The 24,109-nt window shown below is 64.7% G+C and carries 24 protein-coding genes; 12 read left to right on the forward strand and 12 right to left on the reverse strand.

Annotated elements, in window-relative coordinates; genetic code table 11:
• Positions 1-16: 16 nt before the first annotated feature.
• The 8 genes from ACPEE1_RS03525 to ACPEE1_RS03560 all read right to left on the reverse strand — a co-directional run bounded on the left by ACPEE1_RS03525 (position 17) and on the right by ACPEE1_RS03560 (position 8,488).
• Positions 17-859, reverse strand: coding sequence for a ChaN family lipoprotein (locus tag ACPEE1_RS03525; protein ID WP_232539463.1), 843 nt, complete (start codon positions 857-859; stop codon positions 17-19).
• A 62-nt stretch (positions 860-921) separates the two neighbouring features.
• On the reverse strand, positions 922-1,488 hold the full coding sequence (locus ACPEE1_RS03530; protein ID WP_182343827.1) for a pentapeptide repeat-containing protein: 567 nt from the start codon (positions 1,486-1,488) through the stop codon (positions 922-924).
• A 17-nt stretch (positions 1,489-1,505) separates the two neighbouring features.
• The gene (locus tag ACPEE1_RS03535; RefSeq protein ID WP_182343825.1) at positions 1,506-2,741 is read right to left on the reverse strand and encodes a tetratricopeptide repeat protein; all 1,236 of its coding nucleotides are present in this window, start codon (positions 2,739-2,741) and stop codon (positions 1,506-1,508) included.
• Positions 2,738-4,414 carry a DUF4384 domain-containing protein gene (locus tag ACPEE1_RS03540; protein ID WP_423935206.1) on the reverse strand — a complete coding sequence of 559 codons (1,677 nt, stop codon included), beginning with the start codon at positions 4,412-4,414 and terminating at the stop codon, positions 2,738-2,740. Before ACPEE1_RS03540 ends, ACPEE1_RS03535 begins: the two co-directional genes overlap by 4 nt.
• Before the next feature lie 117 nt (positions 4,415-4,531).
• Complete coding sequence (locus ACPEE1_RS03545; protein ID WP_021025065.1) at positions 4,532-4,867, reverse strand: hypothetical protein; 336 nt, start codon at positions 4,865-4,867, stop codon at positions 4,532-4,534.
• Between the two features lie 164 nt (positions 4,868-5,031).
• On the reverse strand, positions 5,032-5,331 hold the full coding sequence (locus tag ACPEE1_RS03550) for a hypothetical protein (RefSeq protein ID WP_021025064.1): 300 nt from the start codon (positions 5,329-5,331) through the stop codon (positions 5,032-5,034).
• A 118-nt stretch (positions 5,332-5,449) separates the two neighbouring features.
• Positions 5,450-5,863, reverse strand: a complete 414-nt coding sequence (locus tag ACPEE1_RS03555) for a hypothetical protein (protein WP_423935208.1) — start codon at positions 5,861-5,863, stop codon at positions 5,450-5,452.
• Positions 5,864-6,295: 432 nt separating this feature from the next.
• Complete coding sequence (locus ACPEE1_RS03560) at positions 6,296-8,488, reverse strand: malate synthase G (protein WP_423935210.1); 2,193 nt, start codon at positions 8,486-8,488, stop codon at positions 6,296-6,298.
• A gap of 397 nt (positions 8,489-8,885) precedes the next feature.
• Here ACPEE1_RS03560 and ACPEE1_RS03565 point away from each other — a divergent pair, with 397 nt between their 5' ends.
• Entirely contained in the window at positions 8,886-9,245 is a 360-nt protein-coding gene (locus tag ACPEE1_RS03565) for a hypothetical protein (protein ID WP_423935212.1), read from the forward strand.
• A gap of 315 nt (positions 9,246-9,560) precedes the next feature.
• Positions 9,561-9,920, forward strand: a complete 360-nt coding sequence (locus ACPEE1_RS03570) for a hypothetical protein (RefSeq protein ID WP_116926388.1) — start codon at positions 9,561-9,563, stop codon at positions 9,918-9,920.
• A 71-nt stretch (positions 9,921-9,991) separates the two neighbouring features.
• On the opposite strand, the gene ACPEE1_RS03575 is transcribed toward ACPEE1_RS03570, so the two are convergent.
• Positions 9,992-10,678 carry a response regulator transcription factor gene (locus ACPEE1_RS03575; RefSeq protein ID WP_116926247.1) on the reverse strand — a complete coding sequence of 229 codons (687 nt, stop codon included), beginning with the start codon at positions 10,676-10,678 and terminating at the stop codon, positions 9,992-9,994.
• Between the two features lie 96 nt (positions 10,679-10,774).
• A complete protein-coding gene (locus ACPEE1_RS03580) occupies positions 10,775-12,025 on the reverse strand; it encodes an ATP-binding protein (protein ID WP_423935214.1) in 1,251 nt (416 codons plus the stop codon).
• 169 nt (positions 12,026-12,194) lie between these two features.
• Between ACPEE1_RS03580 and ACPEE1_RS03585 the strand changes: the two genes are divergently transcribed.
• From ACPEE1_RS03585 to rpoN, 8 genes are all read left to right on the forward strand, one after another.
• On the forward strand, positions 12,195-13,121 hold the full coding sequence (locus ACPEE1_RS03585) for a LysR family transcriptional regulator (protein WP_021025057.1): 927 nt from the start codon (positions 12,195-12,197) through the stop codon (positions 13,119-13,121).
• A gap of 4 nt (positions 13,122-13,125) precedes the next feature.
• A complete protein-coding gene (locus tag ACPEE1_RS03590) occupies positions 13,126-13,572 on the forward strand; it encodes a DUF2214 family protein (protein ID WP_021025056.1) in 447 nt (148 codons plus the stop codon).
• A gap of 41 nt (positions 13,573-13,613) precedes the next feature.
• Complete coding sequence (gene argS, locus ACPEE1_RS03595) at positions 13,614-15,323, forward strand: arginine--tRNA ligase (RefSeq protein WP_116926250.1); 1,710 nt, start codon at positions 13,614-13,616, stop codon at positions 15,321-15,323.
• 26 nt (positions 15,324-15,349) lie between these two features.
• Complete coding sequence (locus tag ACPEE1_RS03600) at positions 15,350-16,054, forward strand: SPOR domain-containing protein (protein ID WP_116926251.1); 705 nt, start codon at positions 15,350-15,352, stop codon at positions 16,052-16,054.
• Positions 16,055-16,110: 56 nt separating this feature from the next.
• Positions 16,111-16,755, forward strand: a complete 645-nt coding sequence (locus ACPEE1_RS03605) for a thiol:disulfide interchange protein DsbA/DsbL (RefSeq protein WP_021025053.1) — start codon at positions 16,111-16,113, stop codon at positions 16,753-16,755.
• Between the two features lie 110 nt (positions 16,756-16,865).
• Positions 16,866-17,534, forward strand: coding sequence for a lipopolysaccharide transport periplasmic protein LptA (lptA, locus tag ACPEE1_RS03610; protein WP_116926252.1), 669 nt, complete (start codon positions 16,866-16,868; stop codon positions 17,532-17,534).
• Between the two features lie 23 nt (positions 17,535-17,557).
• Positions 17,558-18,334 (forward strand): LPS export ABC transporter ATP-binding protein, encoded by a 777-nt coding sequence (gene lptB / locus ACPEE1_RS03615; protein WP_116926389.1) that lies wholly within the window; start codon positions 17,558-17,560, stop codon positions 18,332-18,334.
• A gap of 105 nt (positions 18,335-18,439) precedes the next feature.
• Positions 18,440-20,056, forward strand: a complete 1,617-nt coding sequence (gene rpoN, locus ACPEE1_RS03620; RefSeq protein WP_423935218.1) for an RNA polymerase factor sigma-54 — start codon at positions 18,440-18,442, stop codon at positions 20,054-20,056.
• Between the two features lie 75 nt (positions 20,057-20,131).
• Here the strand turns inward: rpoN and ACPEE1_RS03625 are convergent, their stop codons facing one another.
• The gene (locus ACPEE1_RS03625) at positions 20,132-21,046 is read right to left on the reverse strand and encodes an aspartyl/asparaginyl beta-hydroxylase domain-containing protein (protein WP_409515661.1); all 915 of its coding nucleotides are present in this window, start codon (positions 21,044-21,046) and stop codon (positions 20,132-20,134) included.
• A gap of 147 nt (positions 21,047-21,193) precedes the next feature.
• Complete coding sequence (locus ACPEE1_RS03630) at positions 21,194-21,946, reverse strand: hypothetical protein (RefSeq protein ID WP_021025048.1); 753 nt, start codon at positions 21,944-21,946, stop codon at positions 21,194-21,196.
• Between the two features lie 197 nt (positions 21,947-22,143).
• On the opposite strand from ACPEE1_RS03630, the gene ACPEE1_RS03635 reads away from it, so the two are divergent.
• Together ACPEE1_RS03635 and ACPEE1_RS03640 are read left to right on the forward strand one after the other, a co-directional pair.
• Complete coding sequence (locus ACPEE1_RS03635; RefSeq protein ID WP_423935220.1) at positions 22,144-23,421, forward strand: THUMP domain-containing class I SAM-dependent RNA methyltransferase; 1,278 nt, start codon at positions 22,144-22,146, stop codon at positions 23,419-23,421.
• The gene (locus ACPEE1_RS03640; RefSeq protein WP_116926257.1) at positions 23,418-23,912 is read left to right on the forward strand and encodes a putative toxin-antitoxin system toxin component, PIN family; all 495 of its coding nucleotides are present in this window, start codon (positions 23,418-23,420) and stop codon (positions 23,910-23,912) included. Before ACPEE1_RS03635 ends, ACPEE1_RS03640 begins: the two co-directional genes overlap by 4 nt.
• Positions 23,913-24,109: the final 197 nt, after the last annotated feature.

Consider the following 24,109-nt stretch of genomic DNA (forward strand, 5'->3'; position numbering starts at 1 on the left):
CGCAGAGGCTTGGCCTCTACTTCTTCCACTTCTCGCGCAGCGCGGCGCAGTGGTCCTGGGCCGGCAGCGCCGGGGTGCTGTGTACCCAGTCGCGGTCGGCCGCATCGGCCTGGGCCTGGCTGCCCGCCTGGCCAATGGCCACCACCGAGCGGGTGCCCGCAGGCAGCCAGGTCGGAATGCCGATGCTGCGCAGCACATGGCCGCGCCCGGCGATCAGCAGCACCGTCTTGCCGGGCTGCAGCTGGGAGCTAGCGGTCTGGGCCATGCTGTCGTCCTTGGCCAGCTGGATGCGCGCCATCGGGGCCAGCTGGCCCTCGGGCAGCAGGCCGCAGTGGCCGTCGGCAATGGCGTCGAGCTGGCGCTGCCATGCAGCAGCGGGCAGGTGGCTGTCCCAGCGAGTTTGCTGCATCACATCGCGCATCTGCGCTCGCGGCAGGTTGCCGCCCAGCACGGGCACCCCCGCCTGCACCGCCGTCATCACCGCCGGGCCGTAGTGGCGCCAAGGCCAGCTCTTGTCATTCCAGGCCAGCGCCTGCTGCACCTGGGCTTCGCTGGCGCTGGGGGCCAGGCCCTGGGTGCTGTGACCGGCGTCGGCCATCTCCAGCACCACGGCGGCCAATTGCTGTCGCGCGGCCCACTGGGCCACCGTGGTCTGCTGCCACTGCTGGTGCTCGGGCGCATCATGCTGCTCGCCCAGCAGCAGCACATCGGGCGCTTTGGAGCGCGCCAAGGCTGCCAGGTTGAATTCGGCGTTGGCGGAGGCTGCGGCTTGGGGCGGTTGGCTTGTGCAACCGCCCAGCAGCGCCAGACCCAGCAGGCCGGACAGCCAGCCACCATTGCGAATGGATGGTATTTGCATCATTCGCGCATCGTAGTGGCTGGCCTGCGGCCTGTCGACCTGAAGGGTTGCCGTGTCCTCGCTCAGCGGCGCTGGCCGTTGGTCCAGATCGCGCCGGTGGTCAATGCGCCTTCCATCGACACGTTGACCAAGGTGGCGCCCGTCAGGTTGGCGCCGGCCAGGTTGGAGTTGTCCAGGCTCACATTGACCAGCTCGGCGCCCTGGAAGTTGGCGCCCTGCAGGTTGGAGTTGGACAGGTCTACATTCGTGAAGCTGTGGCCGGCAAAGTTGGCCTGGGGCAGGTTGGAGCCGGACATATTGGCGTTCACATGGGCCTGGTTGCCGCCGCCGCTGCGCTTTTGGCTGCGCACGGTGGCCGACGTTTTGCCCTGGCCTTCGACGACGACGGCTGCGCCACCGGCCCCACCGTGCACGGTGCTGCTGCGGCCGGGGATATTGGTCTCGGCCACGGCGCCACGGCCCGAAGCCGCATTGACGACGGCACCGTTGACGGTGACCGAGGCGCCTTGGCTGCCGCCGCGCACATCGACGCCGGGGGCCGAGATGACGGCGCCTTGCGCCCAGACGCCGCCAGCGGCCAGGCTCAGGGTCAGCACGGCCAGGGCCTGCTTGATTTTGGGTTGTTGCATGCTTGTCCTTTCTTGCGCTACTCGGTGAGCGGCGCGTTGTGACTCAGGTTGGAGGGCTGCATGCCTGGGGCATGCGCGGCAGAGGGGAGCCCCTCGGTCGGCACCACCTGCTCCTGCGAGAGCGGTGGGGTGTTGGTATCTGCCGCCGCATCGCCATCGGCGGCGGGCGGCTCTGGCCAGGCAAAGGGCTGCTGGCTCAGCTGCGAGAGCGGGTCGGCCACGCGTTGGGGGCGATCGGGCGGCGCGCTGGGGTGTTTTTCTTCGACCTGCAAGGCCACGGCATTGATGCGCGCGGCCAGCTCCTGCATCCAGGCTTCGTCAATGACCGGTTGCTTGTCGTTGCTGCGGCTGAAGATCAGCGCCAGAAACTCGCGCGCCTTGGGCGAGCCGGCATCGGCGGCGCGCCGGTAGTACTGGATGGCGGTGGCGAAATTGCGCTGCACGCCGCGCCCCAGATGGTAGCGGTAGGCCAGCTCCAGCAGCGCATTGGCATTGCCCTCGTCGGCACGCGCGCGCAGGCGGCCCAGCTGCTCGGCGGTGCTGGCGCGCTGGTAGCTGGCGATGCGGCCGAGGTTTTGGGCCGCCGTCTGGCTGCCGCCGGCCTGGGCCTGGGCGTACAGCTCCTTGGCCTCGTTCATGCGTCCTTCGAGCTCGCGCTCGACGGCCAGGTCATTGAGCGCCATCGCATCGCCATCGCGCGCGGCCTGCTCCAGCAGCAAGCGCGACTGCTGCATGGCCTTGGGGCCAGTCACTTTGCGCTCGACCAGGGACAGCAGGTAGGTGGCCTTGGCCAGGCGCGCATCGGCTGCGCGCTGCAACCACTGGCGGCCGGTGGGCACATCCCGCACACCGCCGGTGCCCGTGCCCAGCATGTAGCCCAGCGCCGCCATGGCCCGGGCATCGCCTTGTGCGGCGGCCTGGCCCAGCCACTGGCGGGCCTGGGCGCCCGCTTGCGGCAGGCCGGCGTTCTGGTAGTAGTACATGCCCAGCTCGAACTGGGCGCTGACTTCGCCTTCCTGTGCCTGTCGGCGCAGCGCCTGCAGGCTGGCATCGCTGCGCTGGGCTGGCATGCGGATCGATGAGCCCGGCGCGGCGGGCGCTGCAGGGGCCGGGCTGCTGGCGGCCGCGCCGGCATCGCCGCCGCCTGCCGATGGCAGCACGATGGCGGCCCAGCTGGCGCAGGCTTGCAGCAGCAGCCCGCCGGTCAGCGCCAAAAGGCCCGCCCGGCGGCGGGTAGGTGCGAGGCGCCTCATCGCGTTTTGCCGCGGCGTGCGGGGGCGGCGGCAGGGGCAGGCTGGGCAGGGGGGGTGGCCACAGGGCCCTCCACTTCCCAGCGCAGCTGCGACTGGGCGATGACGCCGGTCTGCGCGGCAATCTGCTGCTGCACGGCCTCGATGCTGGTCAGGCCCTCAATCGGTGCCAGCTGGGCCTGGGTGAGGGCCACCGGCACGCGGCCGGTCAGCGGCTTGGTGGTCTGGGCGCAGTACACCTGCTCCACGCCAGGGCGGGCGGTCTCGATCAGGAAGGAATTGGCTTGCGACACATCGGGCACCATCAGGCCGATGCGACCCTGGGCCACCACCGCCTGCTGCTGCGGGTTGGGATAGACCTGGGTGACCACCTGGGCGGCATCCTGGTAGTAGCAGTAGAGAAAGCCGGTGTGGGCCGGCGCCACACGCAGCACCACCGAGGTGCCGATGGGCAGCTGCGAGGCCGGCTCCTTGTGGCCGAGCAGGGACAGCGCCAACGCGTCGGTGGTCGGCTCGTTGTCCGGCAGGCCGTGCGGGCGCGGCTTCAGTTCGTTGCTTTGCGGCGAGTAGCTGGAGGCGATCTTGTCATCGGCCGACATGCCGGCATACAGGCGCAGCAGCCCCATATAGGTCTCAAAGTTGACGACGCCAACCGGGGTCAGGTCCAGCGATGCCTGGTAGAGCGCCAGCGCATTGCGCAGCGCGGTGGAGTCGTTCCCATCGATGGGGCCGCTCCAGGCGCCTTGGGCCTGCAGCACGCGCTGGGCCAAGGTGATGCGGTCGGCCGCGCCTTGCTCGTCAAACCAGGTGCGCATCTGGCGTTTGAATTCGGGGTGGTTTTGCTCGTAGTCGATGCATTCCCAGTACGGCACCTTGGCCCATTTGCCCACCAGCTCGATGGTGGCCAGGTCGACCAGCAGGCGCACGGCCGCGCCCGCGCCCTGGTTCACGTCGGCAGCCACTTCGTACTGCACGCCCAGGCGGTAGATGTGCTTGGGCAGGCCGGTGGCGCGCCCGCCGATCTCGACCGAGCGGCCGCCGGTGGCGACGACCAGCTCGTTGGCTGAATCCAGGCCGGGGTAGAGCGTGCGGGAGTTCATGTCGCCCAGATGCAGATCGAGCCCCACCACCGTACCCAGCAAGTCCCAGCTGTAGCCGGTGTCGGTATTGGCGGTGGAGACGCCCAGGCTGCTGCGCTTGGAGACCACCGTCTTGTCGCCAAAGCTGATGGCGCCCGAGACATAGATCTGTGGCTTGCGCAGCTCGATCTGGCCGTTGTTGAGCAGCAGGCTGGTCATCGTCTGCACGGTGTCCTGCTTGAGCGCATCGACTTCATAGTCGACCACGCGGAAGGCCTGGCTGGTGCGTGACATGCGCGAGAGCGCCGTGATTACCATCTCCTTGGTGCCGGTGGAAAACAGCCCCGAGGGATCGGGGATGCTCTTGACCGCGACCAGCGTCGAGGGCACCTGCTCGGCCGCCAGCATGCGGTCCATGCAGGCCAGGCCTTCGCGCATCGCCGATGCGGATTTGGTGGGCGTGACCAGCGGTGACTGCTCGGTGATGCCCTTTTCAATGATGTCCTTGCGGTCGGACAAGGTGGGCTGGATGCTGCAGGCAGACAAGGCCAGCACGCAGGGCGCAAGCGCCAGGCGGCGAATCGATGAAAGATGCATGGTGGTTATTCGTTATGGCGATGGTGGGGCTGCCGCTGGGCTCAGCGTGCTGCCGGGCTCCCTCGTCCCGGGGTGGCTGCACAGAGTTTTCTGGCTCTGGCGCAGAAGCCATCGTGTTTATTTGCAGATATTGATGACTGAGCCACGTACCACGGTGACCTGGTCGGCATTGCCTGCCCCATAGCGGTTACCGATACCGGCCGTGCCTTCGTTGATCTGGGGGGCGGCACCCACATTGGTATTGCAGTTCTTGCCCGAGGGGCCGGTGACCATTTCACGCTCGATGGCGGATCTGGAGTCCTGCTCCGTCAGGTAGTTGCGGGCCATGGCATTGCTCACCTTGTTGCGTGAGGCTGGATCGAGCCCGGTGCGGCCTGCGGGTGGCTTTTGCTGGGCCTGTGCGGCGGCGCACAACAGGGCGAGAACCCATACCCCGGCATAGCTGGCTTTCATGCGCAGTCTCCTTGAGGGACCCTCTGCACAACGATCGCAGGCGAAGGGATGCGGCCGCATCCCTTGGCGCTGACGAATGCTCTGCAGAAGATCTTTTTTATAGGGGCCGGCCAGCAAATGGTCTCCAGACGCATTCGGCGGCCAGCGGGATGAAGGGATGGGGATTACTTGCCGTCGTTGGAGGCGAGGTTTTGCTCGGCCTTGGTCATCGCGCCGATCGCCATATTGGCCACGGCACCATTGGTGACCGAGACTTCCTGCTTGTTATTGCCGCCAATATTGACGTTGCCCTTGTTGGAGGCCAGGTTTTGCGTAGCGGTAGCACCTGCGCCGATGGCCATATTGGCGACAGCGCCGTTCTTTACAGTGACCTTCTGGTCGTTGTTGCCCTTGATTTTCACTTCTGCCTGGGCAGACATGGCGATAGCCGAAACCGACACCAGAATTGCGAAAAACTTCTTCATAAAAATCTCCTCGTTACTGAAAGAATATGGTGCACTTCCTGTGTATGCACCTCTGCAGTCAGCTCCCCATGTCGGAGAAACCGAACCGTTCATTGGCGTGCGGCCGCAGAGCGCCCTGCTACCGTCCACCAATGTTCACTACGCTGCGCATGCCGGTGCCGGTGGCCTGGTTGACCACCGGTCCGCCTACGGACACCACCTGGCTGCCGCTGCCGACTCCGCCATTGCGCGACGCAATATTCAATTCGCTATAGGCACCGAAACTGGCCATGTTCGCGACCACGCCATTGACCGAGGTCACCTGGTTGTTGCCGCGAATCTGGCGGATGTTCTTGTTCGATGAGATATTCATCACCGCCTGGGCCGCCGGGCCGGAGATATTGACGATGCCGCCATTGACCACCACCTGCTGGTTGTTTTGGGCGAATACCGAGGCGCTCAGCCCCAGGCCTGCCCACAGCAGCAGATGCCGCTGTTGTGCCAGTACCTGGATGCATGCATGCTTGGCGCATGTAATGGATTGATGGCCCATGGTCAATAGCTCCTTGCCGATAGACGAAAACTTGCTAAGGCGTGTTTTTAACTGCAGACCGGTGCCGCGAAATGACGAGTTGAAACCGGGTGATTCATGAATATTTCATGACATAAGAAATATCTGGTAGCAATTGACTTTGATTTTTTGAAAGTGCCTATAGAAAATAAATATGCGAGTAACAAGTGAATTACATATGAGCCTATAAACCGAATAGATGCGTAAGCAATTTCTTTACAAAGATCTGCAAATTGGTAAGGCGCTTTACTTTTGAGCTTTGTTTTTACGAATAAGTAAAAAAGCCTGCCCAAATGGGGCAGGCTTTGAACCGGATTAGCGGGGGTGCTATAAAAAAAGCAGCCCATTGGGCTGCTCCTGGTGTTTACCCTAGGGCAAACCATGCGCTGTGCCGCGCAAGGCGGAGGCCTGCGTTCATGCGCCGGCCTTGACCTTCAGGCGCCAGGCGTGCAGCAATGGCTCGGTGTAACCCGAGGGCTGCTCCTTGCCCTTGAACACCAGGTCCAGTGCGGCCTGGAAGGCGGCACCCTGCGGGTTGGCCACTAGGCTCTTGTAAGCCGCGTCGCCTGCGTTCTGGCCATCGACCACCTTGGCCATGCGGGCGAAGCTGTCGCGCACCATCGCTTCGGTCACGATGCCGTGCTGCAGCCAGTTGGCGATGTGCTGGCTGGAGATGCGCAGGGTGGCGCGGTCTTCCATCAGGCCCACGTTGTGGATGTCGGGCACCTTGGAGCAGCCCACGCCCTGGTCGATCCAGCGCACCACATAGCCCAGGATGCCCTGCACATTGTTGTCCACTTCCTGCTGCTTGTCGGCATCGCTCCAGTTCGGGTTGGCGGCCACGGGTACTTGCAGGATGGCATTGAGCAGGTTGTCGCGCTCGGCATCGGCGCTGGTCTTTTCCAGCTCCTTTTGCACCTCGGCCACATTGACCTGGTGGTAGTGCAGCGCATGCAGGGTGGCGCCGGTGGGCGAGGGCACCCAAGCGGTGTTGGCGCCGGCCTTGGGCTGGGCAATCTTTTGCTCCAGCATGGCCTTCATCAGGTCGGGCATGGCCCACATGCCCTTGCCGATCTGGGCGCGGCCGCGCAGGCCCATGGTCAGGCCCACCAGCACATTGCTCTTTTCATAAGCGGGCAGCCAGGCGCAGGTCTTCATGTCCGCCTTGCGCACCATGGGGCCGGCGTACATGGCGGTGTGCATTTCGTCGCCGGTGCGGTCCAGGAAGCCGGTGTTGATGAAGGCCACGCGTGCAGGCGCTGCGGCAATCGCGGCTTTCAGGTTCACCGTGGTGCGGCGCTCTTCGTCCATGATGCCGAGCTTGACGGTGTTGGCAGGCAGCCCCAGCATCTGCTCGACGCGGCCAAACAGCTCGTTGGCAAAGGCCGCTTCGGCCGGGCCATGCATCTTGGGCTTGACGATGTAGACACTGCCGGTGCGGCTGTTGCGGATGCCCTGGGCGCCCTTGCCCTGCAGGTCGTGCATGGCAATCGCCGTGGTCACCACCGCATCCATGATGCCTTCGGGGATCTCTTTCTGGTCGGCACCCCAGAGGATGGCCGGGTTGGTCATCAGGTGGCCGACATTGCGCAGGAACATCAGCGAGCGGCCATGGAGCTTGAGGCTGTCGCCATTGGCGCCCGTGTACTCGCGGTCGGCGTTCAGGCCCCGGGTCACCGTCTTGCCGCCCTTGTCGAAGGACTCGGTCAAGGTGCCCTTGAGAATGCCCAGCCAGTTGGCGTAGCCGTTGACCTTGTCTTCAGCGTCCACCGCCGCCACCGAGTCTTCCAGATCGAGAATCGTCGACAGCGCCGCTTCCACCACCACGTCGGAGACGCCGGCGGCATCGCTGCTGCCAATGGGGGTGGCCTTGTTGATGATGATGTCGATATGGATGCCATGGTTCTTCAGCAGCACCGATTGGGGTGCGGCGGCATCGCCTTGGAAGCCGACGAACTTGGCAGCTTCGTGCAGGCCGGTCTTGCTGCCGTCCTTGAGCGTGACGGCCAGTTGGCCGCCTTCGACGGCGTAGCCGCTGGCATCGGCGTGCGAGCCTTTTGCCAGCGGCGCGGCCTGGTCCAGGAACTGGCGGACATAGGCGACGACCTTGGCGCCGCGCACCGGGTTGTAGCCCTTGCCCTTTTCTGCGCCGCCGTCTTCGCCAATGACATCGGTGCCGTAGAGCGCGTCATACAGCGAGCCCCAGCGGGCGTTGGCCGCGTTGAGCGCATAGCGCGCATTGAGAATGGGCACCACCAGCTGCGGGCCGGCTTGCACGGCCAGCTCGGAGTCCACGTTCTCGGTGCTGGCCTTCACGTCTTGCGGCTGCTCGACCAGGTAGCCGATCTGGGTCAGGAACTGGCGGTAGGCCGGCATGTCGGTGATCGGGCCGGGATGGGCCTTGTGCCAGCTGTCCAGCTCGGCTTGCAGGCGGTCGCGCTCGGCCAGCAGGGCCGCGTTCTTGGGCGCCAGGTCAGAGACGATGGCATCAAAACCTTGCCAGAACGCAGCGGGCTCCACGCCGGTGCCTGGCAGCACCTGGGTGTTCACAAAGTCATACAGAACCTGGGCCACTTGCAGGCCGTGGACGGTGGTGCGTTCAGTCATGGTGTCTACCTTTCAATACTTAACAACTGCAGGTGCGCGGGAGCACCCATCAGCACACTTTATTCCATACCCGCCATGGCAATCAATCCATTAAAAACACTTTGATATATGACTTTTATGGATGTAATCAACGACTGTCAGCGCCTCGTTAGGGGGGGTGTGGATGTGATGGTTTGAATGATCTGATCCGACATATTTATATATCAAGCCTTTGTCAGGATGCTGTCGGCGTAGGCGCTGGCTTGCTGCAGCGCCCCTACCACAGCTGTTGCCCAAAAGTAGCAAGCCGTCAGAAAAAGCGCGCAAAGCTTGATGGAAATCAGAAATGATCAGATACAATCATTTTCATCAGGAGGCGGTAATTTTCCACGCGCCTTCGCTTCTCAGGAGTGTTTCCATGGCGAATTTGACCGACAGCTTGAGTGATCTGATGTCTCTGGACGGCGCTTTGTGCGCAGCCGTTGTCGACTACAACAGCGGCATGATGCTGGCCAGCGCCGGCACTGGCGTGGACATGGAACTGGCAGCTGCCGGTAACACCGAAGTGGTGCGCGCCAAGATGAAGACCATCAAGGCCCTGGGTCTGAACGAGAACATCGACGATATCCTCATCACGCTGGGCAAGCAGTACCACATCATCCGTCCTTGCTCGCGTCTGGCCGGCATCTTTGTGTACTACGTGCTCGACAACAAGCGCGCCAACCTGGCACTGGCACGCCGCAAGGTGACCGACGTCGAAAGCGCGATGACCATGTAAGGCCGCGCCGCCACAGCGATGCTGAGCGGCCATGGTTGTTACCTGGCGTGCCGCCGTGGCACCGCCGCGTCGCAAATAACATACGCTTTGTTACGAGTTGCGGGCCGCGCTGCTGCACGCTGTTTTTGCAGGCGGCAACAAGCCAGACCATGCGCGGCTGCTATCCAAATGTCGAATATCTGCGCCGAATGCACCTGCCTGGGTAACAGCCGCATGCAGAGAATGATTGCTCCGATCAGAAGTGACTTATTAGAATCATCTATACCTTCATAAGGTGGTAGTGCTTGATATAGATCACATGGATTGGAGATCGACATGGCAAATCTGAACGACAGCTTGAGCGACTTGATGACGATGGACGGCGCGCTGTGCGCTGCCGTGGTGGATTACAGCAGCGGCATGATGCTGGGCAGCATCGGCAGCGGTGTGGACATGGAGCTGGCAGCAGCTGGCAACACCGAAGTGGTGCGCGCCAAGATGAAGACGATGAAGGCCCTGGGCCTGAACGACAACATCGACGACATCCTCATCACCTTGGGCAAGCAGTACCACCTTATCCGCCCATCGCAGAAGCTGGCCGGCATCTTCGTCTACTACGTGCTGGACAAGGCCCGCTCCAACCTGGCGCTGGCCCGCCGCAAGGTGGCCGATGTCGAATCGAACATGACCATGTAAACGACGTTGGTCGCCACAGCACAACGGGCCCGATGGGCCCGTTTGCTTTTGCAGCGCCCGTGCTGCGCAGGTTAGGCCGAGACCAGCGGCGCGCGGAACTGGTAGCCCACTTTTTGCTGCGATTGCAGCGGCACCGCCAGCGGCGTGGCCTTCTCGATGCGGCGGCGCAGGCGGTAGATGGTGGCGTGCAGGCTGTTGTCGGAGTCGCTGGCGGTCGGGTAGCCCAGCAGTTCACGGATCTGGTCGCGGCCCACGACGGCGCCCTGGGCTTTTAGAAAACACTGCATCAGCATCAGGTCGGTGGGGCTCAGTTCCACGCTCTGGCCATCGGGCGTCAGCAGCAGGCTGCGGTGGCTGTCGAGCTTCCAGGCCGTGGCGACCTGGGCGGTGGTCATGATGCGGCGGTGCACGGCGCGCACGGCCAGCTCCACCTGCTCGAAGGTCACCGGCTTGGTCAGGTACATGTCGGCGCCGGCATGGATGACCTCGGCAAACACCTCGGGGCCCAGCCGTCCCGAGACGATCAGCACGCCCGCCTGGTTGCGCTTGCGCAGAATGCGCAGAAGATCGGTGCCGTTGACGCCGGGCAGCATCAGGTCCAGCACATAGAAGTCAAAACGGTAGGGCTCGATATCGGCTAGCAGGTCGCTGCTGTCGTTGTAAACCTGTACCTGCACGCCCTGGTTGCGCAAGTGTTGGGCCAGAAATTCGCTGTATTCGGGGTCGTCGTCGACCAGGGCGAGCGTGGCGGGGAGCATGGTGGTTCCGTGAAATGGTGCAGTCGGTGAAAAGTCCTGAGAAGCGCGGTGCCAGCTTCTGCAGGGGCAAGCGGCCGGTGGCCATCGCGTGGCTGGCTAATCATCCAGCCCTTGGGGCAACTCGATACGCATGATGGTGCCGTTTGGCTGGCGCGGCAAGGCCTGCACGGTGCCCTGGTGCAACTGCACCACCGAGCGCACGATGAACAGACCCAGGCCGGCACCCGCCCGGTGGCGGTGCTCGGTGCCGCGCGTGCCTTTCTCGAACAGGCGCGGGCGCAGGCTGTCGGGGATGCCCGGGCCTTCGTCGATCACCTCGATGATCAGCGCCAGCGGGTCGTCCGAATCGGCCAGGCGCAGCAGCACGGGGCTGTCGACCGGCGCGTAGTTGAGCGCGTTGTTGAGCAGGTTGCGGATGGTCAGCCGCATCAGCGCCGGGTGCAGCTGCACCGTGCGCGCCTCGGCATCCCAGACCACCTGGATGCGCGGGCGGGCATCGGCAGCGATGTCGTGCAGCACCAGGTTGACCAGGGTGGGCAGATCGGTATCGGACGAGGCGCCAGCGCGCCCGCCCACGGCAAGAATAGTGCCGGCGGCCAGGGTGTTGTCCAGGGTGCCGATGACCTGCTGGAGCACATGCTCGGCGCGCAGCAAGGCCTTGGTGGCCGGCGTGGTCTGGCTCAGCTGCAGCTCGGCAATGGCCGACATGGTGGCCTGCATCGCGGCCGAGGCGTTGTTGAGCGGCTGGCGGATCTCATGCGAGAGCAGCTGCAGCATTTCGCTGTGCTCGGTGAGCATGGCGGTGCGCCAGTCCAGCAAGGTGCGCAGCTTGAGCAGCTCGCTTTTCTCCTCGGTGCGCTCCAGGTCGGTGGACGACAGCGCGGCCAGTTGCGCGCGCAGGTCATCCGCTTGCGCCGCATTGGCGTATTCGGCGCTGCAGTCCTGCATGAGCATCAGCACGCCCTGGGCGGTTTTGCTGCCTGCCGGCCCGGGCCAGAGGTGGGGCGAGAGGCTGATGCGGCGCCAGGCGACCTGGCCATGGGCATCGGTCTTGCACGTGTCGAACTGCTGGCGCAGGCCCTGGGTGGCGGCCTGCAGCGCCGCGTGGTGCTGCTGGGCAAAGTCGGGGGGCAGCGCTTCATCGAGCTGCTGACCGACGATGCCGGTGGTGGGCACACCAAACCATTCGCACCACTGCGGCGTGGCCAGGCGCAGGCGCTGGTCACGGCCCCAGTAGGCCATGGCAACGGGGCTGCTGCCAAACAAGCGCAGCAGTTGCGCGGGGGCGTACCAGAGCGCGTCGGCGCTGGAGGGAGTGCTGCTGGGCGGCGTTGAAGCTGACGGCATAGGAGCGGGGGCGCGGGAAAAGAGCGGCTGTCAATGAGTGTCGCAGCGGGATGTGCGCTTTCATGCGCCCGCCAGGCCGGAGCCCCGATGATAATAGGCTGTGGCCCAGCCAGCGCGCCGCACAAGCGGCGGCCAGCGGGCTTTGCGTATTTTCTGTGTTCTGTCTGGTATGGATCGCCTCAAGCAGCTCGAATCATTTGTCGCCATCGCCTCGCGCGGCAGCCTCACGGCCGCTGCCAAGGCCGAAGGCGTGGCCCCGGCCATCATGGGCCGCCGGCTCGATGCGCTGGAGGAGCGCCTGGGCGTCAAGCTGCTGGTGCGCACCACGCGCAAGCTCACCCTGACGTACGAGGGCGCGGCCTTTTTGGAAGACTGCCAGCGCCTGCTGGCCGAGCTAGCCAGTGTCGAGGCCAGCGTCAGCGCCGGGGGCATCAAGGCCACTGGGCATCTGCGCGTGACCGCACCGGCCGGCTTTGGGCGCCGCCATGTGGCGCCGCTGCTGCCGCTCTACCATGCGCGCCACCCCGACGTGACGATCTCGCTGAACCTGAGCGACCGCCTGGTCGACCTGGCCGGCGAGGGCTATGACTGCGCGATCCGCGTGGGCGACCTGCCCGACTCCTCACTGGTCAGCGTGCGCGTGGCCGACAACCGGCGCCTGTGCGTGGCCACGCCCGAGTACCTGCGCCGCCGCGGCATTCCCCGCCACCCCAGCGAGCTGAGCCAGCATGACTGCCTGACCTTGTCGAGCGAGGCCTCGCAAACGCGGGGCTGGGCGTTTCGCATGCCGGCGGCCACTGGCGCCAGCGAGGTGGTCTACCTCAAGCCTGGCGGCCCGCTCGATTGCTCGGACGGCCAGGTGCTGCACGACTGGTGCCAGCAAGGCTGGGGCATTGCCTGGCGCAGCACCTGGGAGGTCGAGTCCGAGATTGCCGCCGGCCGCCTGGTCGAGGTGCTGGAGGACTTTGCTGCGCCGCCCAACGGCATCTATGTGATGTTCCAGCAGCGCAAGCACCTGCCGCTGCGGGTGCGCTTGTGGATCGATTTCGTCAAGCAGCACTACGAACGTGCCGATTTCTGGAAAAAGATGGAGTAACACGATGACTTTGGAAGCTGTTCTGGCCTGCCTGCACCTGCTGGCCTTGTTGACCATGGTGGTTTTTCTCTCCAGCGAGGCGGCGTTGTGCCGCGCCGAGTGGATGAATGGGGCCGTGGTGCAGCGCTTAGCGCGCCTCGATCTGATCTACGCCTTTGCCGCGCTGGCGGTGCTGGCCACCGGCTTGCTGCGCCTGTTTCTGGGCGCCAAGGGCGTGACCTGGTATGTCAGCCAGCCGCTTTTTCACCTGAAGATGACCTTGGTCGTCGTCGGCGTGGTGCTGTCCTTCAAGCCGACAGCCGTGTTCCGCCGCTGGTTACGGCAATTGCGCGACAATGGCGCTTTGCCCGGGGACGCCGAGGTGCGCGCCACGCGTAAATGGGTCATGTGGCAAGCCCATCTGATTCCCGTGATCGCCGCCGTCGCCGTGTTTTATGCCCGGGGCTGGTAAACCGGCCTGGCGCTGGTAACCGCTTCGTCTAAGTTTCAAATATGTTGCAAGTCAAAAAAGATTTGCTCGCAGTGCTTGCTGCCGAGCTCGAGAAATTGTCGCCTGGCGCAGGTAGCCGTGCGGCCTTTGAAACGCCCAAGGTGGCCGCCCACGGTGACTATGCCGTGACCGCCGCGATGCAGCTGGCCAAGCCGCTCAAGGCCAATCCCCGCGCGCTGGGCGAGCAGCTCAAGGCGGCGCTGGAGGCCGCGCCCGCCTTTGCGCAATGGGTGGATGCGGTCGAGATCGCCGGTCCAGGCTTTTTGAACCTGCGCCTCAAGCCCGCTGCCAAGCAGCAGGTGGTGCAGGAAGTGCTGGCCCAGGGCGAGCGCTTTGGCATGCAGCCGCCGCGCGATGAAAAGATCATCGTCGAGTTTGTCTCGGCCAACCCCACCGGTCCGCTGCACGTGGGCCATGGCCGCCAGGCCGCGCTGGGCGATGCGATCTGCAACCTCTACGGCAGCCAGGGCTGGAGCGTGCACCGCGAGTTCTACTACAACGACGCGGGCGTGCAGATCGACACCTTGACCAAGAGCACCCAGCTGCGTGCCAAGGGCTTCAAGCCCGGTGACGACTGCTGGCCCACCGACAGCGACAACCCGCTGGCCAAGAACTTCTACAACGGCGACTACATCGGCGATATTGCCCAGGCGTTCCTGGCCAAGCAGACCATCGAGGCCGATGACCGCGCGTTCACCGCCAATGGAGATGTCGAGGATTACGACAACATCCGCAACTTTGCGGTGGCCTACCTGCGCAACGAGCAGGACAAGGACCTGCAGGCCTTCAACCTCAAGTTTGACGAGTACTACCTCGAATCGAGCCTGTACCAGAACGGCCATGTGGACGAGACCGTCCAGCGCCTGATCGCCAGCGGCCACACCTATGAGCAAGATGGCGCGCTGTGGCTGCGCACCACCGACTTCGGTGACGACAAGGACCGCGTGATGCGCAAGTCCGACGGCACCTACACCTACTTCCTGCCCGATGTGGCCTACCACACGCAAAAGTTCCTGCGCGGCTACGGCAAGGCCGTCAACATCCAGGGCACGGACCACCACGGCACCATCGCCCGCGTGCGCGCCGGTCTGCAGGCGGTCAATGTCGGCATTCCCCAGGGCTACCCCGACTATGTGCTGCACACCATGGTGCGCGTGGTGCGCGGTGGTGAAGAGGTCAAGATCAGCAAGCGCGCCGGCAGCTATGTCACCTTGCGCGACCTGATCGAGTGGACCAGCAAGGATGCGGTGCGCTTTTTCCTGCTCTCGCGCAAGCCCGATACCGAGTACACCTTTGATGTCGACCTGGCCGTGGCCCAGAACAATGACAACCCGGTGTTCTACGTGCAGTACGCCCATGCGCGCATCTGCTCGGTGCTGCGCGGCTGGCAGGAGCAAGGCGGCGCTGGTCTGCCTGCGCTGAGCGGCATTGACCTGGGCGCGCTGCAAGGGCCGCAGGCCCAGGCGCTGATGCAGATGCTGGCCCAGTATCCCGAGATGCTGAGCAACGCCGCGGCTGGCAATGCGCCGCACGATGTTACGTTCTATCTGCGTGACCTGGCCTCGGCCTACCACAGCTACTATGATGCAGAGCGTATCTTGGTGGATGACGAAGCCACCAAACTGGCCCGTCTGGCACTCGTGGCAGCGGTCGCGCAGGTGCTGCGCAATGGCCTGGCCGTGCTGGGTGTGAGCGCACCAGAGCGCATGTGATTTTGCGAACAAAGGTAATAACTGCAATGCGACGACATCAACGTGGTGGAACCATCCTGGGCCTGATCCTGGGGCTGCTGGTGGGCGTGGGCGCGGCCTTGGCCGTGGCCGTGTACGTCACCAATGTGCCGGTGCCGTTTGTCAACAAAGGTGGCGTGCGCGGCGAGGCCAAGGACAAGGCCGAGGCGCAGCGCAACCAGAACTGGGACCCGAACTCGCCGCTCTATGGCAAGAACCCCGCGCGTGCGCCCGCGGCTGTGGCACCGGCCGCTCAGGGCGTGGTGGTGCCTGAGCCGCCGCGCACGGTGGCTGACAACGCCCCCGCGCCAGTGGAAAACAAGCCTGCCAAGCCCGAAGTGGTGCTGCCCGATACCACCAAGCCCGCTGACAAGCCGGCAGACAAGACCCAGGTCGCAAAGCTCGACCCCAAGGCCGGCCAGGGCGCCGATCCGCTGGGCGATCTGGCCAAGTCGCGCAGTGCCGATGGCACCGACGGCTTCCAGTACTTCGTGCAGGCCGGTGCTTTCCGCAGCCAGTCCGATGGCGATGCACAGCGCGCCAAGCTGGCGATGATGGGCTGGGAAGCGCGCGTGAGCGAGCGCGAAGTCAATGGCCGCACCGTATACCGGGTGCGCGTGGGCCCCTTCAACAAGCGCGATGATGCCGATGGCCTCAAAGGCAAGCTCGATGGCGCCGGCGTGGATGCGCAAATCGTCCGCGTGCAGCGTTGAACTTTTGGCGGTGCAGGGCACTCCTAACCGCAACTTGTCACTGGAGTTAACAAAACATGAAACGTCGTGAGTTTTCCACTTTGGCGGCTTCCGCTACTGCCGCCTCGGCGCTGAGCCTGCCTTTTGCCACCGGCGCCAACGCACAGGCCAAGTTCAAGGAAGGCAAGGACTACCTGAAGCTGGCCAAGCCCGTCACCCCCGATGCGCCCGCTGGCAAGGTCGAGGTGATCGAGTTCTTCTGGTACAGCTGCCCCCACTGCAATGCCTTCGAGCCGCAGTTTGAAGCCTGGGCCAAGACTGCCCCCAAGAACCTGCAGATCCGCCGCGTGCCCGTGGCCTTCAACAACACCTTTGTGCCCCAGCAAAAGATCTACTTTGCGCTGGAGTCGATGGGCCTGATCCCTGACGTACATGTCAAGGTTTTCCGTGCGATCCACGTCGAGCGCCAGCGCCTGAACAAGGACGACGAGATCTTCGCCTGGATGGACAAGAACGGCGTGGACCTGGCCAAGTTCAAGGAAGCCTACAACTCCTTCAGCGTCGCAGGCCAGGTGCGCAAGGCCACCCAGCTGCAAGAGTCGTACGGCGTCGAAGGCGTTCCATCGCTGGGCGTGGCGGGCAAGTACTACACCGACGGAACCCGTGCCGGCTCGATGAGCAACGTGCTGCAAGTGGTAGAGTTCCTGGCTGCACAAGGCTGAGCGGATTCCCCAACGCTTGAGACAGAGCCCGCGCACGCGGGCTTTTTTGTGCCAGAAACGGCCTAACGCTCCAGCATGGCTACAATGGGGCAGAGCAAGATTCATGCCTTATGAGACACCGTATTTTTAACTCTTTGTTGGTGGCAGTGGCCCTGGCCGTGCCGCTGCTGTCGCACGCCGAGCGTGCAGACCGCACCAAGCCCATGAACATCGAGGCGGACGATGGCCGCCACGATGAACTCAAGCAGACCAGTGTCTTCACGGGCAATGTGGTGGTGACCAAGGGCACCATCATCATCCGTGGCGCGCAGCTGACCGTGAGCCAGGACCGCGACGGCTTCCAGCACGGCGTGGTGACTGCTGCGCCGGGCAAGCTCGCATTCTTCCGCCAAAAGCGTGACTCGGCCCCAGGCGCGCCTGACGAGTTCGTCGAAGGCGAAGGCGAGGTCATCACCTATAACGGCCGCGATGACACCGTGCACTTTGAGCGCCGCGGCGAGTTGCGCCGTTACCGCGAGACCACGTTGACCGACCAGGTCAGTGGCCCGCTGATCGTCTACAACAATCTGAGCGATACCTTCACGGTCTCCGGCCAAAAGGGCGCCCAGGCGGCGGCCGATCCCAAGCCCGGTGCGCCCAAGAAGGACCGCGTCCGTGTGATCCTGACGCCCAAGGCCGATGGCAAGGCAGACGACAAGGCCAGCGCCCCGGCCAAGCCCGCTGCCGATGACAAGACGCCATTGCGCCCCAGCACCCAACTGAACGACGGAGCCAAGTGACCGTGGCAGAAAACTCGTCGACCATTTCCGTCAACGCCCGGGTCGCCAACAGCGACCACCGCAGCCAGCTGGAGGTCTTGCACCTGGAGAAATCCTATGGCAGCCGCAAGGTGGTCAAGGACGTGTCGCTGTCGGTGCGCAAGGGCGAAGTGGTGGGGTTGCTAGGCCCCAATGGCGCGGGCAAGACCACCTCGTTCTACATGATCGTGGGCCTGGTACGCAGCGATGGCGGGGATATCCGCATCGATGGGCAGTCGGTGGCCAATATGCCGATCCACCAGCGCTCGCAGCTGGGCCTGTCCTACCTGCCGCAGGAAGCCTCGATCTTTCGCAAGCTCAGCGTGCAGGACAATGTGCGCGCCGTGCTGGAGCTGCAAAAAGATGAGCATGGCAAGCCGCTCTCGCGCGCCGAGGTCGAGCGCCAGCTCACCGCGCTGCTGCAGGAGCTGCGGGTCGAGCACCTGCGCGAATCACCGTCAGTCGCGCTGTCCGGCGGCGAGCGCCGCCGGGTCGAGATCGCCCGTGCGCTGGCCACCCAGCCCCGTTTCATCCTGCTCGACGAGCCTTTCGCCGGCATCGACCCCATCGCCGTGATCGAGATCCAGCGCATTGTCGCCTTTCTCAAGGAGCGCGGCATTGGCGTGCTGATCACCGACCACAATGTGCGCGAAACCCTGGGTATCTGTGACCATGCCTGCATCATCAGCGATGGCAAGGTGCTGGCCGCCGGGACGCCGCAAGAGATTGTGGAGAACGCAGAGGTCCGGAGGGTGTATCTGGGTGAACATTTCCGTATGTGACACCGCACGCCTTGGCGGGCGTGCCAGCCAAGATGCCGTCCCGCGCTGCGGGGCCGGCAGGGCTGATCCGTTGCCAGCTGCCCCAGCCCGTGTGGAGGCGCAGCCATGATGCCGTCGCTGTCGCTGCGCGTATCGCAGAACCTGACCCTGACCCCCCAGCTGCAGCAGTCGATTCGCCTGCTGCAGCTGTCCACGCAGGAGCTGACACAGGAAGTCGAGCAGATGCTCGACGAAAACCCGTTTCTGGAGCGCGAGGGCGATGAGGCCCCCGAGGCTGAAGCCGGTAAAGAAGCCGCTGAATCTGCCGAAGCTGCAGACGCTGCAGACGCAGCCGACAAGGTTGCCGATACTGCTGCCAGCACCGACACCAACAACAGTAGCGATTTCGAGCCCGAAACCTCCGACCAGCCGCTGGATTTTGGCGCGGGCAAGGAAACCGGCGTCGATGCCGAGGCCGCTGCCGGCGATTCGGCATCGGACTGGGAAGAGTGGGGCGGCGATCTGCCCGCCCGCTCCAGCGCTGGCGATGACGACGACGAGACGCCGATGTCCGACCGGCGCAGCGAGCACCTGAGCCTGCAGGATGTGCTGCACCGCCAGGCCTTGTCGCTGCGCCTGTGCCAGGAAGACCGGGCCGCGCTCTACTTTCTGATTGAATCACTGAACGACGACGGCTACCTCGAAGAAACGCTGGCCGAGCTCGCGCAAAGCTTTGGCGATGCCTCGGACCCCGAGCGCTACGAGGCCCTGCTGCACCACCTGACCGTGGCGCTGCGCTTGCTGCAAAGCCTGGAGCCGATTGGCGTGGGCGCGCGCAACCTGTCCGAATGCATGCAGCTGCAGATCAAGGCCCAGCAGCGCCTGTTGGATGAAGAGGGCTCGGACACGCCCGAGGCCGATGCGCTGGCGCTGGAGACCGCTTTGCTGGTCTGCCAGGAATCGCTGGAGCTGCTGGCGCGCCGTGATGTGCGCAAGCTGGTGCAACTGACCGGATGCAGTGATGCCGCGGTGCGCAGCGCGCTGGCGCTGATCGCCAAGCTCGAGCCCCGCCCCGGCCGGCCCTATGCCGATGTGGACCGCAACACCATCATCCCCGATGTCATCGTGCGACCCAGCAATGAGCGCGGCCTGCCGGTGCCCGGTTTCAGCGTGCAGCTCAATGCCGAGGTGATGCCGCGCCTGCGCGTGCAGGATGTCTACGCCAATGCCTTGCGCAGCCACAAGGGCAGCGAGGGCCATGGCGCGCTGCAGCAGCGGCTGCAGGAGGCGCGCTGGTTCATCAAGAACATCCAGCAGCGCTTTGACACCATCTTGCGCGTCTCGCAGGCCATCGTCGAGCGCCAGCGCAATTTCTTTGTCCATGGCGAGCTGGCGATGCGCCCCATGGTGCTGCGCGAGATTGCCGATGAGCTGGGCCTGCACGAGTCCACCATCAGCCGCGTGACCACGGCCAAGTACATGGCCACGCCGCAGGGCACGTTCGAGCTCAAGTACTTCTTTGGCTCGGGCCTGGGCACCGAGACCGGCGGCAGTGCGTCGAGCACGGCGGTCAAGGCGCTGATCAAGCAGCTGCTGGACGAGGAAAGCGCGAAAAAGCCGCTGTCGGATGCAAAAATCGCCGATCTGCTGCAGGCCCAGGGCATTGAATGCGCGCGCCGCACGGTGGCCAAGTACCGCGAGGCGATGCGCATCCCGCCGGCCAGCCTGCGCAAGGCGCTGTAAGCGCAAGCAGCCAGGGCCCATAAAAAAACCGCAGTTGCGTTAGGCACTGCGGTTTTGCTTTGAGACGGAGCCGCTTTACTTTGGCCACAGCCACCAGATGAACAAGGCCAGCACGGCCAGCATCAGGCCAAACTTGGTGAGCTTGTAGGCCGTCTTGTTCCAGGCCTTGAAGCGGCGGCGGTACTGGCCCATGTAGAACGAGATCTTGAAGATGCGGCTGATGAAGCCGCGCGGATCGCCTTCGTTGTTGGGCGAGCTGGCGGCAGCGACCACATGCGTGCCCAGCCAGCGGTTGAGCCACTGCGCAAAGCCATTGGTCATCGGGCGCTCGACATCGCAGAACAGCACGATGCGGTTGCCTTCGGAGCGGTTCTCGGCCCAGTGCATGAAGGTCTCGTCAAAGATCACGCCTTCGCCCTCGCGCCAGCTGTAGGGCGTGCCATCGACCTCGATCATGCAGCGGTCATCATTGGGCGCCAGCACAGCGAGGTGGTAGCGCAGCGAGCCCGCATAGGGGTCGCGGTGCAGGTTGAGCTTGGCGCCGGGCGGCAGCTCGGCAAACATGGCCGCCTTGATGCCGGGGATGGACTGCACCAGCGCCGTGGTCTTGGGGCACAGCTCCATCGCAGACGGGTGGGCCTGGCCGTACCACTTCAAGTAGAAGCGCTTCCAGCCGGTCTTGAAGAACGAGTTGAAGCCCGCGTCGTCGTTGTTGGCTGCGGCCTTGATCTGCATGGCCTGGTGCAGACCGATGGCCTCTTCGCGGATCTCGCGCCAGTGGGCCTGCAGCGGGGCCAGGTCGGGGAAGGTGCTGGTGGGCAGGTAGGGCGTGCGCGGTACCTTGCTGAACATCAGCATGAACACATTGAATGGCGCCGTGAACGTGGAGTGGTCAAACAGCTGGCGCAGCAGCTTGTGCCGCACCTTGCCACGCAGGTGCATGTAGAGGCCGCAGCCAAAGAAAAGCAGCACCAGGGCCAGAACGATGATTTTTGCCATAGACAGCGATTTTAGCGACTGTGCTGTGGCGGCTGTCTGCGCAAGCGCAAACTGGCGCGCTGCAAGGGCTGCGGGGCGGTGGGATGGCCTGCTGGCAGCAGGCCTATTGCGGTTTGGTCAATGGCAAGCCAGGTGCGCTTACCTGGGCTGGGCGGCAAAGGCGGTCTTGAGGCGCTGCAGCATCTCGCGGTTGAGCTGGCGCTGCTGGCCGCTCCAGTGCGTCATCGCCTTGTTCAGCTCGGCCTGCAGTGCGTTGGCGGTCTGCCAGTCGCCCTGGCCAGCAGCCCAGATCGCGTACTCGGCCATCACATCGAAGCTGCCCGAGTGCTGGCGCGCAAAATCAAAGCTCTTGCGCGCCATCGCCTGGTCGCCCAGCTGGGCGTAGGCCTTGGCCACCAGCAGGCCCACGGCCTCGGCGCGAAAGTGCACATCCGCCTGGGCAATCACGCGCAGCTGCTGCAGCGCCTGCTGCGGATGGCCGGCCTGGTAGGCCGCTTGCGCAGCGCCCCAGCGGATATCGAGGTCGTTGGCAAACGGACCCTTCATGCTGGCCTCGAAGTGGCCAAAGGCCTGCTCGGCCTGGCCATTGGCCAGCAGGGCCTGGGCCAGGCGGATCTGGTTCTGCGCGGTGGGGCTGTAGTCGTAGGCGGCCTGGGCTTCGCGCACCTCGCGGGTCGGGTCCAGCGCCTTGACGGCGTTGCTCGCCAGGCTGCGGGCATGGCGCTGCAGGCGCGAATTGGGCAGGTAGATGGCAAAGAAATACACCACGCTGCCCAGGAAAGGGAAGGCCAGCAGCACAAACAGCCAGTAGTTGTTCTGGCCGCTGCGCACGGCGTGGACCGCAAAAAACAGCGCAATGATGACGTGTACGCCAGCTCCGAGGTAGGGCATCCGCATTCTCTCTGAGTGATGGAGGGGAAGGGCGGCTGCACCGAGGGCTGCGGCCCGCTCTGGGGCCAGACTATAGCAGCCAGCCACCCGTTACCGCTGCGCTATAGGAGCCGGGCTGGCGAATGCCACTGGCACAGTCCACATTCCCGTGCGCTTGGCAGACAATGGGGCAAGCGCGTATGCTTGCCCCCCTGCTTATGAACCAACTGCATTTGTTTTTGCCCTGCGCCGCCGGCGTCGAGGGCCTTTTGGCGGACGAAGTCCATGCCATCACCGGCGCCAGCGGCCAGGACCTCCTGGTGGCGCGCGGCGGCGTCATGCTGCGCGGCATGTGGCGCGATGCGCTGCTGCTGAACCTGCACAGCCGCCTGGCCCAGCGCGTGCTGGTCGAGCTCTCGCACAGCATGTACCGCAACGAGAACGACCTCTACCGTGCCGCCAGCGAGGTGGCCTGGGAGATCTGGTTTTCGCCCAAGGAGACCTTCAAGATCGAGGTCACCTCCCAGCATAGCCCGTTGACCAGCCTGAACTTTGCGGCGCTGCGCGTCAAGGATGCGATTGCCGACCGCTTCCGCGAGCGCCGCCACGGCGTGCGCCCCAGCGTGGAGACGCACCACCCCGATGTGCGCGTGCACCTGCACCTGACCACTGATGGCGCCACCATCTATATCGACACCTCGGGCGAGGCGCTGTTCAAGCGTGGCTGGCGCGAGGACAAGGGCGATGCGCCGCTCAAGGAAACGCTGGCCGCGGCGATGATTGCCGCGAGCGGCTGGGACCCGCACGGCGACGACCCGCAGCCGCTCTACGACCCCTGCTGCGGCAGCGGCACGGTGCTGATTGAAGCGGCCCAGATCGCGCGCAAGATCCCGGCCGGTATCCTGCGCCGCTTTGCGTTTGAAAAGCTGGTGCCTTTCCAGCGCCATGTCTGGGAGGCGATGCTCGATGAGGCCGAGCGCCAGATCCTGCCCCAGAGCCCGGTGGGCATCTATGGCTCGGACATCTCGTTCCGTATGGTCGATTTTGCCCAGCGCAATGCCGAGCGCGCCGGTGTGGCCGAGACCATCGAGCTGCGCGGCGGCGATGCGCTGCAGCGCATGCCCCCCTGCGAGCAGCCCGGCATGATGCTGCTCAACCCGCCGTATGGCGAGCGTATCGCGGCGGCGGGCGCTGCCGGCCGCAATGCGGCCGAGCGCATGGGCCATGTCGAGCGCGCAGGGCGCGAGACGGCGCAGACCGAAGATGGCGGCGAGTTCTTCACCCAGCTGGCCAGCCACTGGAAAAAGAACTACAGCGGCTGGAGCGCCTGGCTGCTGACGCCTGACCTCAAGCTGCCCGGCAAGATGCGCCTGAAGGAATCGCGCCGCACCCCCATGTGGAATGGCCCGATCGAGTGCCGCTTGTTCCGCTTTGACATGGTCAAGGGGGCGCTCAAGCCCCGGGGAGAGCAGCCCGCGCCAGGCGGTCAGCCATGAAGGTGGTGCTCAAGTGGCCAACGTGCAATGAAGGTTACACCGGACCGCTTCCCCGGCCGGTGGTGCTGGACACCAATGTGGTGCTCGACATGCTGATCTTCGATGACCCGCATATCCCGCCGATCCGCACGCTGGTGGCCCAGGGCGCGCTGCGCTGGATTGCCGACGAGGCCCAGCGCATCGAGCTCGAACGCGTGCTGCACTACAGCCAGATCGCTCCGCGCGTGAGCTACTACGGCAAGACGCCCGAGGGCGTAATGGCCGCCTTTGATGCCGCAGTGCAGTATGTCGATGCCGCGCCCAAGATTCGCTTTAGCTGCACCGATCCGGACGACCAGCATTTTCTGGACCTGGCCAGCCAGCACCAGGCCTTGCTGGTGAGCAAGGACAAGGCGGTGCTCAAGCAGCGCAAACGAGTGGCCACCTACTACGGCGCCACCGTGGGCAACCTGCTGCAGATGGAGCCTGCCGAGGCCCAAGCGCTGGCCTGAGCGCCCGCGCCAGCACAGGGCGGGCGCGGCTTCAACTGTTGCGCCCCAACCACCCATGGCCTGGCGGGCGATGCGCGGCCTGTGCGGCCGGTCTGGGCGCGCGCCGCTATCATGGGACCCATTGCGCAGGGACGGCCCTGCATGGCGCTGCAGCAGCGGCGCGCACCACCGCCAGGACGGCCTGGCCATTCCAAATT

Source organism: Comamonas sp. 23 (assembly GCF_049601575.1).
In the GTDB taxonomy this organism is placed as follows: domain Bacteria; phylum Pseudomonadota; class Gammaproteobacteria; order Burkholderiales; family Burkholderiaceae_C; genus Comamonas; species Comamonas squillarum.